At 63.7% G+C, this 12,105-nt stretch carries 10 protein-coding genes and 3 pseudogenes; 9 read left to right on the forward strand and 4 right to left on the reverse strand.

The window, feature by feature from the left end:
• On the forward strand, nt 1-269 hold a 269-nt coding region (locus BMZ25_RS00005; RefSeq protein ID WP_177190333.1), incomplete at its 5' end, for a transposase.
• Nucleotides 270-321: 52 nt separating this feature from the next.
• On the opposite strand, the gene BMZ25_RS00010 is transcribed toward BMZ25_RS00005, so the two are convergent.
• Nucleotides 322-1,626: an alpha/beta fold hydrolase gene (locus BMZ25_RS00010; RefSeq protein ID WP_177190334.1), complete on the reverse strand. Its 1,305-nt coding sequence runs from the start codon at nt 1,624-1,626 to the stop codon at nt 322-324.
• Between the two features lie 228 nt (nt 1,627-1,854).
• On the opposite strand from BMZ25_RS00010, the pseudogene BMZ25_RS00015 reads away from it, so the two are divergent.
• Nucleotides 1,855-2,922 (forward strand): annotated as a pseudogene (locus tag BMZ25_RS00015) (IS110 family RNA-guided transposase).
• Nucleotides 2,923-3,350: 428 nt separating this feature from the next.
• Here the strand turns inward: BMZ25_RS00015 and BMZ25_RS00020 are convergent.
• Nucleotides 3,351-4,154: a LytTR family DNA-binding domain-containing protein gene (locus BMZ25_RS00020; protein ID WP_092686576.1), complete on the reverse strand. Its 804-nt coding sequence runs from the start codon at nt 4,152-4,154 to the stop codon at nt 3,351-3,353.
• 134 nt (nt 4,155-4,288) lie between these two features.
• Here BMZ25_RS00020 and BMZ25_RS00025 point away from each other — a divergent pair, with 134 nt between their 5' ends.
• Together BMZ25_RS00025 and BMZ25_RS00030 are read left to right on the forward strand one after the other, a co-directional pair.
• Entirely contained in the window at nt 4,289-4,924 is a 636-nt protein-coding gene (locus tag BMZ25_RS00025) for a hypothetical protein (RefSeq protein ID WP_092686579.1), read from the forward strand.
• Between the two features lie 500 nt (nt 4,925-5,424).
• Nucleotides 5,425-5,881, forward strand: a pseudogene (locus tag BMZ25_RS00030) (AAA family ATPase).
• A 333-nt stretch (nt 5,882-6,214) separates the two neighbouring features.
• Here BMZ25_RS00030 and BMZ25_RS00035 read toward each other — a convergent pair.
• Nucleotides 6,215-6,829 carry an MOSC domain-containing protein gene (locus tag BMZ25_RS00035; protein ID WP_092686581.1) on the reverse strand — a complete coding sequence of 205 codons (615 nt, stop codon included), beginning with the start codon at nt 6,827-6,829 and terminating at the stop codon, nt 6,215-6,217.
• A gap of 402 nt (nt 6,830-7,231) precedes the next feature.
• Here BMZ25_RS00035 and BMZ25_RS00040 point away from each other — a divergent pair, with 402 nt between their 5' ends.
• A complete protein-coding gene (locus BMZ25_RS00040) occupies nt 7,232-8,482 on the forward strand; it encodes an IS256 family transposase (protein WP_092686584.1) in 1,251 nt (416 codons plus the stop codon).
• Between the two features lie 226 nt (nt 8,483-8,708).
• Here BMZ25_RS00040 and arsH read toward each other — a convergent pair.
• Nucleotides 8,709-9,403, reverse strand: a pseudogene (gene arsH, locus BMZ25_RS00045) (arsenical resistance protein ArsH).
• A 321-nt stretch (nt 9,404-9,724) separates the two neighbouring features.
• Between arsH and BMZ25_RS00050 the strand changes: the two are divergent.
• From BMZ25_RS00050 to BMZ25_RS00065, 4 genes are all read left to right on the forward strand, one after another.
• Nucleotides 9,725-10,144, forward strand: coding sequence for a CBS domain-containing protein (locus tag BMZ25_RS00050; protein ID WP_092686587.1), 420 nt, complete (start codon nt 9,725-9,727; stop codon nt 10,142-10,144).
• Between the two features lie 149 nt (nt 10,145-10,293).
• Complete coding sequence (locus BMZ25_RS00055) at nt 10,294-11,073, forward strand: Crp/Fnr family transcriptional regulator (protein WP_092686590.1); 780 nt, start codon at nt 10,294-10,296, stop codon at nt 11,071-11,073.
• 109 nt (nt 11,074-11,182) lie between these two features.
• On the forward strand, nt 11,183-11,464 hold the full coding sequence (locus tag BMZ25_RS00060; protein ID WP_092686592.1) for a hypothetical protein: 282 nt from the start codon (nt 11,183-11,185) through the stop codon (nt 11,462-11,464).
• Nucleotides 11,465-11,654: 190 nt separating this feature from the next.
• Entirely contained in the window at nt 11,655-12,089 is a 435-nt protein-coding gene (locus tag BMZ25_RS00065) for a thioredoxin domain-containing protein (RefSeq protein ID WP_092686594.1), read from the forward strand.
• Nucleotides 12,090-12,105 lie beyond the last annotated feature (16 nt).

Genomic DNA, 12,105 nt, shown 5'->3' on the forward strand with positions numbered 1-12,105 from the left:
ACGACGTCCTCGCCTACATGGACTTCCCCCGCGAACACTGGGCTCAGATCGCGTCGACGAACCCACTCGAACGGGTGAACCGCGAGATCAAGCGCAGGTCCGACGTCATCGGCATCTTCCCCAACGACGAGGCCATCGTCCGCCTCGTCGGCGCGCTGATGCTCGAGACCAACGACGAGTGGACGGTCGCGCGACGCTACATGAGCCTTGAAACCCTTGCGCGTGTCACCGACACTCCCACCGTAAGGCTGCCCGCTGTGGCGTCCTGATCAAGCTTGGACCTCTCCGAAGGTCGGCGCTCCTACACCATCCCACGGGACACTACCCGATGCCGAGGCGGGGGGAGATCAACATCGCGCAGAGCAGGATTGCCAGCGGCAAGAGCCTTTGCACCATCGCCGCAACCCGACCGGATCGCGCGACCTGCAACGCGTCCGCCAAGCAGAACGGGATGGTCCCGAACATTAGGCCGCCCATGAGCCAAAGGCGCGGGCCGGTGGGCACGAACGCCGCCCCGTAGCGGTCCAGGGCAGGCGCAAAGACGCACAGGCCCCAGATCAGAAGAAGGACGACAGCCAGTGAGCGGATGCTCTGCGGGCGAATTCCGGACCGCCACAAGAGCGCAATCTGGATTATCCCCCAGGTTCCGAAGAATGCGGTCAGGGCGCCGAACGCAACGAGCCCCCCCGCGCCCGACGGGATAATCGTCACGGCCAGAAGAGCTGGTGTAATGGGCGCTGCGAGTATCACCCATGCGTGACGGCCCAGCCGCACCGGACGAGGCGCGGTTGGTCCCAGCACCGTGCTGAGCGGCCACGTCAGCGCAACGAGCGCCGCCAATAGAGCGAAGAGCCACGGACCGATGTGGGGCAGGGCCCCTTGAGGCTCACGTGCGGTCGCACCGGCAATCCAGTCGCGCAACTCGGTCAAAGTGAACGGGCTGTAGAGCACGCCGACATGGCCGACCCACGGAGCGGATACGGCGCGACGCTCGACAGTGCCAAGCGCGACGGTCTCTCCCTCGGTCGCGTCTGGATCGAGCTGGCGAAGGCGGTCGAGCGCGACCGTGCGCAACCGGTGTTCCCGCGCACCTGATACGATCAGCAAACTTTCGGGCGCTTCGGGGGTAACGGCGTCGGAGTACATCGAAATCGCGACGACCGCAGCGGTAGCGTCGATCCGCTCCGCGGCGCGGATCACGACGTCGGTCGCCATCGAATGTCCGACCAAAGACACCGGACCGATCACGCTCGGCAAGCCAACCGCCGCGCGCGACACGGCGATGGTCTGAGTCACCAGTTGCGCCGTCGTGCCCTCGATAGAGGTGACATCGGCCGACATCGGCTTGGAATTGCGACCGTGGCCGTGGAAATCGAATGCGGCAACCACGAAACCTGATCGCGCCAAAGCGATCGAGATCGGTTGCATCATCTGCCGCGATCCTGCGTAGCCGTGCGCCACGACCACAAGCGGACCGCCATCCGCGCTATCGGATTGCCAGATCGTGACAGGGGTCTTCGCGAGGAAAAGCTTCTCAGCCGAAACGCCCGTGCGCTGGCGTTCGAGCATCGTAACGGAAAGTACGGCAAAAAGAATTGCTGCCGTCGCGAAGATCATATGCACCATTCGAGTCATCTGCATCGGTGTGAAGATAGTGCGAGGGCGAAGGGTCGTCGCGAAGCCAATTATAAATGCTCGAACGATGCTGCGTGCTGAATCCGACGGCCGCTCTGGGGGAGCCGCGCCGCAGCGATGAAGATCTTGTCGAAGGTCCGGTAATGGGATGTGCCGGCTGCTTCCCCCACCGTCGGGTTATCCTGAACCGGGATCGTCCGCGTCAAAGGAGAAGCAGCCATGTGTGCGAAGAAGACAGGAAGCCTTGAAGACCTCGCGGTTGTCGGCATCGACATCGGCAAGGATACGTTCCACCTGGTCGGGTTCGACCGCTCCGGTCAGGCGGTTCTGCGCAAGCAGATCAAGCGGCTCGCCTTGAATTCCACGTTCGACAAGCTGCCGCGATGTGTTGTCGGGATGGAGGCCTGCCTGAGTGCCCATTTCGTCAGCCGGACGCTGCGCGGCATGGGGTTCGACCCGCGGATCATCCCGGCGATTTACGTGAAGCCGTTCAACAAGGGACAGAAGAACGACTACAACGACGCCGAGGCGATCGCCGAAGCGGCTCTGCGGCCCAACCTCCGGACGGTGACCGAGAAGACTCAGGACCAGCTCGATCTTCAGGCCCTGCATCGCGTCCGGGCGCGGCTGGTCTCGCGGCGTACCGCGACCATCAACCAGATCCGCGCCTTCCTGATCGAACAAGGCATCACCGTCAGGTCGGGACTGCGGGCGCTGAGAAACTCCTTCGAGACGATCCTCGAACAACGTCGCGAGGAGATATCTCCTCGCATGTGAAGTATTCTGATCGGGCTCTACGGCGACTGGCTTTGGCTCGACGACCGGATCGCGGCGGTGTCGAAGGAGATCGAGGAGATCAGCCAAACGGAGGAGAGTTGCGCGAACATCATGTCGATCCCGGGCATCGGGCCCATGATTTCGACGGCCATGGTCGCGGCGGTCGGACAGGGCGAGGCCTTCGACCGGGGCCGCGACTTCGCGGCCTGGGTTGGGCTGGTGCCCCGACAGTTCAGCACGGGTGGCCGCACGATCTTGGGACGGATCACCAAGCGGGGAAGCCGATACCTGCGCATGCTCTTCGTGCAGGCCGCCAAGGTGATTATGATGCGACCCCACCGTTGGCAAGACTTCAGCTTTGGCGCGTGGCTCGAGCAGGCTGTCTCCCGCATGCCGAGGAACAAGGCCGCCGTGGCCCTGGCCAACAAGCTTGCCCGCATCGCGTGGAGCATCCTTCGTCACGGCACGCGCTTCGACACGATAAGAGATGAGACCATGGAAGCGATCTGACCGCTTCCCGGTCATCACGAAGTTCGCGAAAGAGAACAGCATGGAACGGAGAAACTACGCCCCCAGAGTCTGACGGCCCAAATGGTCATCACTGACCTTTCCGGTAATGAGACCAAGGTGCGTGCGTAACCCCATCGAGGCCACGGCCCGCGAGCCGACAAACAGGCCGGATACATATGAGCGATTTCCGAAGCCGCGCCGAATTCTCGATTGCGAACAGCAGCCGGCACATACAAATGGGCCGGAGCGACGCCGCGCTGGCGGTCGCCGAGCAAGTGCCCCGCCGCGCCGCCGCATGTCAGCTTCGAGCGCTGCGTGGCGCTCGCTGCGCCTGTGACGTTGGGCGGTTCGGTCATCAACATTGGTTGGTTGTTGCCGATCACCGAAAAATGATTAGCTCCCCAGCTTTGGGCGTTGCTGAACCATGATCATAGCCAGCCTGCCGCTTTGAGTTCCCGGCGGTAGGACCGACCCACCGGCACGCGGCGGTCGTCGGCCAATCGCAGGAGGATGCGCTGGCCGTCACGCTCGACGCCATCCACGGCATCGGCAGCCACCCACCACGAACGGTGGACGCGTTGGCCGAGGCTACCCAGTTCGCGCACGGCGTCCTCCATGCGGCACAGGATCATCTCCGACCCGGCCGAATGGTGAACCTTGAGGTAGTGGTCCTGCATCTCGAGGCAGAGGAGCTGCCCGCCAAGCGGGGCCGACAGGCGCGCCGCAAAGAGCGACTGGCCGACGGTGCCCGCCTGTCGAGCCTCCATCTCTTCAGGCTGCGCGACTGACGACGCGCTCTTGGGCGGTGCGGACTCCGGCATAGCCGCGATCCGCTCCTGCATGTCCTCCCATGTGTAGACGGGCAGCGAGATCGCGGCGAGCAGCAACAAAACCCGCCCGAACAGGACTACCACCTCGTCCGGCCAGCCGATCCCCGAAAGCCCGTTTGCCAGCGCCACCACCCCGGTTGCGGGCACTGCCGCGAAACAGGCACCCATGAGCGGCACCGTCAGCCAAGGCATCGGCGACCGTTCGCCCGCCACCTCATCCAGTCGGCGCAGGACAGCATCGGCCAACAGCCAGTTCACGGAGATGACTGCCAGCCAATAGGCGAGCCGCGGCACCGCGGGCAGCAGGTCGAACGTCCCGAACGGCCCGATGAGCCCCAGCACGAGGCCCACGCCGATCGGCGGGCCCAGGCGGAGGGACAGGCGGGCAAGTCGTTCGCGCATCGTGAAGGTATCTTAGCATGCCGTTCGCGCAATTTCCCAACCGTTTCCGCAACTTCGCTGGCCCGGCCCGGTGCAGCGTCGCTATCCCCGCCGCATCACGAAAACCACATTTCCCTGCATCGGAGTCCTCTCCCATGATCCAGATGATCCTGTTCCTGCACATCATGGCGGGCATCGCGGCGCTGGCCGCGGCCGGCATTGCCGTCGGCAGCGCCAAGGGTGGCCGACTGCACCGGGGCTCAGGTAACATCTACACGCTCGCCATGGCCATCGTCGGGATCAGCGCACTGGTGCTGGCCCTGGTCCACCCTAATCCGTTCCTGTTCGCGGTGGGCGTGTTCAGCCTCTACCTGGTCTTTACCGGCTGGCGGGCGGCAGTGGTGCGCGACGGTAAGCCTCGGCGCTTCGACCATGCCGGCGGTGCGGTGATGACGCTCTCGGGGCTCGGCATGCTGGGCTGGGGCGCGCAGGGCGTGCTCATGGGCAAAGGTGCGCACCCGGTGATCCTGTTGGTTTTCGGCTCCATCGGCCTGACTCTGGCGCTGTCTGACTGGCGCGACTGGGCGCGCGGACCCGTCGCCGGCAAGGTGCGCATCTCGCGACACTTGAGCCGTATGCTCGGTGGCACCATCGCCACCATCACCGCGGCGGCCGTCGTGAACCTCGCGTTCCTGCCCGATCTCTTAGTGTGGCTTGGCCCCACCGCGCTGATCACCCCCCTCATCTTCTGGTGGACCGCCCGCGTGACGCGCGGTGCCATCCGCGCCTGATCCTTCGATAGGAGACACGACCAAGCCTGCACGCCGCCTTATCCGCATCGGCCTCTGGACGCTCGCCGCGCACGCTGTCCTGATTCTTGCCGCCTTCCTGTGGCTTCGGCAGACTCCGGACTGAGCGGGAATCACCCTGTTCTGGGAAAGTCACCGGGTCGAGAACTTCCGCGCCATCGCGCAGGCTGTGACGGGCGAATAAACCATCTCGCATCCCGTCTCCTGGCACCGGGAATGGAATTATTTCACTGAGATGTATAGCGACCACTGGTTGAGTCCGGTTTGTCCGCACTCCCGCTGTTCGCGCCAGCCGCAGCGGATGACCGGGCCGCACCTGTTGTCGTGGTTACTCCCCGTCGGTAGGCTTCGCCGAGCAAAGGATCGCCCCGGCAGCCTGCGCTTTCCCCTATATTCAAGCAATTCGAGGATGGCACATGTGTGACCATATGATCGTCGTGACCGGCGGCCCCGGCTCCGGCAAAAGCAGTTTGATCAACGCGATGGCGCGACGCGGCTTCTTAACGATGCCGGAAGCCGGACGGGCGATTATCAAGGATCAGGTCCGGATTGGCGGATCGATCGCTCTTCGCCGAGCTAATGCTGGGATGGGAGCTGCGCTCCTACCAGGAAGCGCTTGGATTGGATGCGACCGTTATCATGGATCGCGGAATACCCGATGTGGTCGGATATCTGGCGCTCTGCGGTCTGCCGGTCCCAGCTCATATCGAGACGGCGGCGCGGCTGCATCCCTACGGCAAACGGGTCTTCCTTGCCCCGTACTGGGACGAGATTTTCACCCGGGACGCCGAGCGCAAGCAGGATCGGGAAGAGGCCGAGCAGACAGGCCAGGTGATGGCCGAGACCTATACCCGGCTTGGCTACGAGGTCGTCGAGCTTCCCCTGGCTGGTATTCACGAGCGCGCCGATTTCATAGCGGCCAGCTGGAAGACATTATGACGCCTACTGGCGCGCGACGGCAACTTTGTCCGCAGACAACCAGTTCGCCGTCGGCTCGATTTTGCAGTCGCGGCGAAGGTCGGCTCTGCGGGCGCGCCCGCAGCATCTTGAAGTGGCAGTCGATGTCCGCAAAGGGCCGTCCGCTCCCGCCTTCTGGGTCGGGCCAATCGCAGCTCGCCGCGCTGCCGCGGGTCCGCTTCGAGCCCAGACCTACATGCACGCGACTGTGGTCGAATGCCGGCTTTAATTTGTTAGGCAGATACAGCACGTTGTCCCGACTGTCGATGTGCCGAAATCTGCGGTTGTTACACGATGCCCACAACTGTGATGGCGTTAGTTCTTGTCAGTAAGAGGGGTTCTATAGACCAACGGCTTTTGCGGACCGGATGGCAAATCGACCTCAATTTGGTCGCCGGGCTTCACGTCGCCACTCTTGGTGACGATCGCCATAACGCCTGCTTTCCGAACCACGCCTTCAGGCGTTGCCACCTTGCAGTAGTCAAGTAGTCCGGCTTGAAAGTGGTTGATTTGATGACAAGGATTTCTGAGGCCAGTGAGTTCAATTTCCGCCTCGGCACCCAGTCGTAGCCGCGCTCCAGTTGGTAGGTTAAGCAAACTGACGCCTCGCGTGGTAATGTTCTCACCAAGATCACCTGGTTGAAGGAAGTGCCCTTCCTCCGATACGTCGTCGAAGAACTCAGCCTGGATCAAATGAACCTGTCGTAGGTTCGGCTGATCACCAAAACGCTTGATGTGAAAAAGGTGTTGATCGGAACGACCGGCGTGGACGTCTCCTTCGACACCGAAACTTTCAATGAGGCGAATGATAGTTTGTGAAATTTTGCTGAACTCATGCGCAACACCGCTTTGAACGCCGATGACACGGGGACTCTGGCTTGATGCGTTGAAATTATCGTTATGGCAAACCGCGTCGAATTCGTTTTGCATGTGTCAACTCGTGTTAAGACATGCGTTGGTTAACGTTAACGCCTACGGACCGGCCAACATGGCAATCTTAACAATGTTAGCAACAGGCGTATAAGCCTACAAGCGGACGTTGGGGCAGGCGCAACGAATTCACCCTTCGTCCGCGCTGCCGACCTCAGGCTACTGCATGATGCTGCTGCCTTCATGAATGGCCGGTTCAGTGCAGCTGCGGCGCGGCGTTAGCGGGCGCCATGGGCGGCCGCTTTGGGCCGGTCGCGACAGGCGCACTCATGCTGCGACTGCGAAGCCTCCTAAGGCCAACGCGGGAGATATAGCTGAAAGTTGGTGATGGCCCCTGAGGGGCGGCATATCATGGCGGTGTCGAGACGCCGTCAATTCTCCGAAGAGAAAGGGATATGCCACATGAAGAAGGCTACCATCACGCAGCTGCCCGATCCATCGGGAACTTCACCCGATCCGCTGACAGATATTCTGCGGTCCGGCGCGCGTCGGCTGATCGAGCAGGCCGTCGAAGCGGAACTGACAGCGCTGCTGACGGAGCATGCCGAGGAGACGACGCAAGACGGTCGCTCGCGGCTGGTCCGTCACGGTCACTTGCCCGAGCGCGATGTCATGACCGGGCTCGGCCCGGTGCCGGTCAGGGTGCCCCGGCTGCGTGACCGTGGGCATAGCCTGGAGAAGATCCGGTTCACCTCGTCGATCCTGCCGCCCTACCTGCGCAAGACGAAGTCGGTCGAAGAGTTGCTGCCCTGGCTCTACCTCAAGGGTATCTCCAGCGGCGACTTCCAGGAGGCGCTCGGGGCGCTCTTGGGCCCGAACGCGGCGGGGCTGTCGTCGACCACGATCTCGCGGCTGAAGGCTGCCTGGTGGGAGGAGTATGAACGCTGGCAGCGTCGCGATCTTGCCAGCCGCCGCATCGTCTACATCTGGGCGGACGGTGTCTACTTCCAGCCGCGCATGGCCGAAGAGAAGCAATGTGTGCTGGTGCTGATCGGAGCCGATGAATGGGGCCACAAGGAGGTCCTCGGCCTCACCGACGGCTACCGGGAGAGCACGCAGAGCTGGCGCGAGCTGCTGCTCGATCTGAAGCGCCGGGGCCTTGCCCGCTGCCCCGAACTGGCCATCGGCGACGGCGCCCTCGGGTTCTGGGCGGCGCTGCGCGAAGTCTTCGGCAGCACCCGTGAGCAGAGATGCTGGGTCCACAAGACCGGCAACGTGCTCAACGCGATGCCGAAATCCGTGCAGCCCAAGGCCAAGGGGCATCTGCATGAGATCTGGCAGGCTGAGACGAAGGCCGACGCGGAGGCCGCCTTCGACTTCTTCGTGGAGACCTACGCCGTGAAATACGACAAGGCGGCGGCCAAGCTGGCCAAGGACCGCGACGTGCTCCTCGCCTTCTACGACTTCCCCGCCGAACATTGGAAGCACGTCCGGACATCAAATCCCATCGAGAGCCCCTTCGCGACGGTCCGGCACCGGACCGGCAAGGCCAAAGGGTGCCTGAGCCGGAAGACCGGCCTCGCCATGACCTTCAGGCTCATGATGTCCGCCCAAGCAAAGTGGAGAAAGCTCGACGGCGCGAACCGTCTGCCCGAGATCGTCCAGGGCATTGCCTTCAAGGACGGCATCAAGCAACTTCAAGCCGCCGCCTGATCAAGCCGTCACCAACTTTTGGGCATAGCTCCCAACGCGGTCAGTTTGGGCCGTCCGCGAAGGCCAGCCGGAGAAGCGAATGGTTATGCTCGCTGCGGTGCCGCAGTTTGGCTTTGAGCCATGTCTGACCTACCTTAGCCTCACGGAAACAGGATATACGTCAGACCGCCGATCAGATCGCTTTCTGGTTCACGCGCTTCGACAGTTCGGCCGCGCTCTCCTTCCGTTAGCTGTAACGGTTCAGTAGGTAGGTCTTGTTGTCACGGGTGAGGATGGTGAACTTCATCAGCTCTTCCATGAAATCGACCATGCGATCGTAGAACGGCGACGGCTTCATCCGGCCCGTTTCGCCGAACTCCAGAAATGCCTTCGGCGTGGACGACTGGTTCGGAATGGTCAGCAAAAGCATCCATCGGCCGAGGATGCGCAACTGGTTCACGGCGTTGAAGCTCTGCGAGCCGCCGCTGACCTGCATGACGGCCAGCGTCTTGCCTTGGGTAGGCCGCACAGCTCCGAGGGACAGCGGTATCCAGTCGATCTGGGTCTTTAGGATCCCGGTCATCGCGCCGTGCCGCTCGAGCGAGCACCAGACCATGCCCTCGGACCAGGTGACGAGATCGCGCAACTCCTTTACCTTCGGATGATCCGCATCCCCGTCGTCGGGCAGAGGCAGACTTGACGGGCAATTGGTCGGGTCTCTGCCCTGAGCCGCGTCAGGATGCGGGCAGCTTCCTCGGTCATCAGCCGGCTGAAGGAGCGCTCTCTCAGCGAGCCGTAGAGCAGCAGAATGCGGGGCGCGTGTGTCGCCCGCTTAGTCGACAGCAATCGATCCGTGTCGATCGTCAGATGGAACGTTGACGGGCAACCTGGAGTGTCGCCGAGTAGTTCCTGAGGCGGTTGCACGACTCCCACATCCCACATCTCGATGGGCAGTTTGGGTGGGAGTCAGATGATGTAAGATATTGATATAAAACGGTATCGTGAGAATTCAAAATCCCCCGGTGGCAACATCGTGTCGGTTCGAGTCCGACCTCGGGCACCAAGCCTCTTTAAATGCAAGGGAAATTCCCGGCGCTCCCGCGCTCGGCCGTTCTCGCGCCCCAGCGTGTCCAGACCGACGCGCAGGTCGGCGGCCAGTAAAGGCGGCACCTCCGTTCATTGCGACCGGCCGCGTCTTGATCACCGTCAATGCCGCCGGCGGCCACCGCGCGAGAATGGACGGAGGGTCAAGGAGGAACTCAGATGAATATCGAGGACGCGATGCATCCCAAGGCTGACTGGGCAAGCGCGGACATGCCGGTCAGCGAGGTGGCCAGGATGATGGTCACGGACGACATCGGCGCCGTACCCGTGGGCAAGGACGACCGCCTGATCGGCATGCTCACCGATCGCGACCTGGCCATCCGCGTTGTCGCCGCCAGGCGCGATCCGGACCGAACCCTGGCCGAGCAGGTCATGTCGCCCGGCATCGTGTTCTGCACCACACACGAGACGCTCGAGGACGCGATACACCTGATGGACCAGAAGAAAATCCGCAGGCTGCCGGTGCTGGACGAAAACAAGCGCATGATCGGAATGCTCGGGATAGGCGACATCGCCCATGCCGTCGGTCAGAGCCTTGCCGGAGAATTGCTGCGCGCGGTCGCGGCGCACCATCGGTAGGCCCGCTGCCTGCGCACCGGGGTGGGCGCGACAGGAGCGTTGAAGCGATGTGACCGGTGTCGTACTTTCGGACCCGGGAAGGCCGCCGCGCGCCTTTCCGCCCCGGGGGAGGCACCGCGTGGCGTATGGGGGCTTTCCCGGGGGCGCCTATGGTCGGCAAACGAACCAATTCACGCAGCGGCGCCTGCCATCTCGGCACCATCTCCCAGCTGAAGGATCTGCCGGACGCCACGCTTCAAAGACTGGAGGCGGTCTGCCGCGTCCGGCCCTACGATCCCGAGCAGACCGTGATCCACTCCGACGACGAGCCGAACTATGTCGGCTTCGTCAAGCAGGGCGTGCTGCGCATGCAGAAGACCCTGCCGGACGGGCGCGAGCACATCGTCGGCCTGCTGGTCGAGGGCGACATGTTCGGACGGCTCTACAACGGCCCGATGCATTTCGGGATCGAGGCCGCGACCTGGGCCGAGCTCTGCATGATCCCAAGGCCGGCCTTCGAGGCGCTGCTGGCGGACTCGCCGGAACTTGACCGGCTGATCTTTCTCAACATGCTCAACGAGCTGGACCGCGCGCGCGACTGGATGATCATCCTCGCCAACCAACGGATCACGGGGCGGATCGCGGGATTCCTGCTGGTTCTCTGCACCCGCTTTCAAAGTGTCGATCACATCCTGCGACTGCGCGGCGGCGCCATCGAGATTCAGATGCCGATCTCGCGCGCCGACCTGTCGCATCTGCTGGGCACGCGGCCCGAGTCGATCAGCCGGGCGTTCCATGCGCTCGAGCATGACGGCACGATCAAGCTGGTGCGGTCGGACCTGATTCGCATCGTCGATCCCGAGGCGCTGGTCGAGGTGGCGGGCGACGACAGGTACGTGGCGAACCATTCTCTCCGGGAGCTCGTGCAGATACTTCAGTCGCGGGAGTGAAGGGCGACGGGCGTTCCGCGGCGCGAAAGATGGCCACCGTTGCGCAATGTCAATGAGAGGAGGCCACGTGGCGTGCATCAAGGATCCCGGATGACGGAGGAGGAGCACGATGCACGAGGCACATTCGACAGCGCAGGAAACCGGTCCGCTCGGACCGGCGCCGCGAGACTCTGTTCTGGCACTGACCGATCTCGGCCTGACGGATCTGGAGATCGCGCGATACTTCGGTGTCGCGCCCTGCCTGATCCATCGCTTGCGCGTCGGAGCCGCCGAGCGGCCGCCGGCCTCTGCCCAACCCACCGACGATCTCCCCCGTGCCGCGCACGCCCTGTCAGCGCGCTGGCGGCCGCCGTTGACCGACGGCCCGGCCCTGTCCGTCGTGTCGCCCTGACAGGTTGGGGAGGGAGCGGCGTGGTCCGGGCGGAAGACCCGGGCCGCGCCCCTTGATGTCCGCCGGCGCCTATCTGACCTGCTGCAAGCGGCGGCACATCTCGGCCCGGACTTGATCCAGAGCAAGACCGCGCCGGCCCGGACCGTGTAACCTGCCGGTACGACGCGGCAGGGAGCGGAGAGTACGGCCCATGGCGACGAGGCTGACATGCCTGTCTTGCGGGCAGGGCAACAGGGTGCCGGACGAGAAACTGTCGGCCCGGCCGAAATGCGGCACCTGCGGGGCGCCGCTGATCCGGGACACGCCGACCGATGTCTCACTCGACCTGCTGGAAAAGGCGGTGAGGATCGACGAACTGCCGTTGGTCGTCGATTTCTGGGCGTCCTGGTGCGGCCCGTGCCGCATGATGGGGCTCGCCTTTGCCGGTGCGGCGCGGACGCTTGCGGGGCGCGCGCGGTTCGCCAAGCTCGACACCGAGGCCTATCCGCAGGCCGGGCAGATCTATGGCATACGGGGCATCCCCCTGCTGATCGCGTTCCGCGCGGGGCGGGAATTGCGGCGGCAGGCGGGCGCGGTGCCCGAGACGGCGATCGTCGAGTGGGCGTCCGGCATGGCGCGGACCTGAGCGCGGAAACGGAGTG

The sequence above is a fragment of the Tranquillimonas rosea genome, assembly GCF_900111315.1.
Taxonomy (GTDB): domain Bacteria; phylum Pseudomonadota; class Alphaproteobacteria; order Rhodobacterales; family Rhodobacteraceae; genus Tranquillimonas; species Tranquillimonas rosea.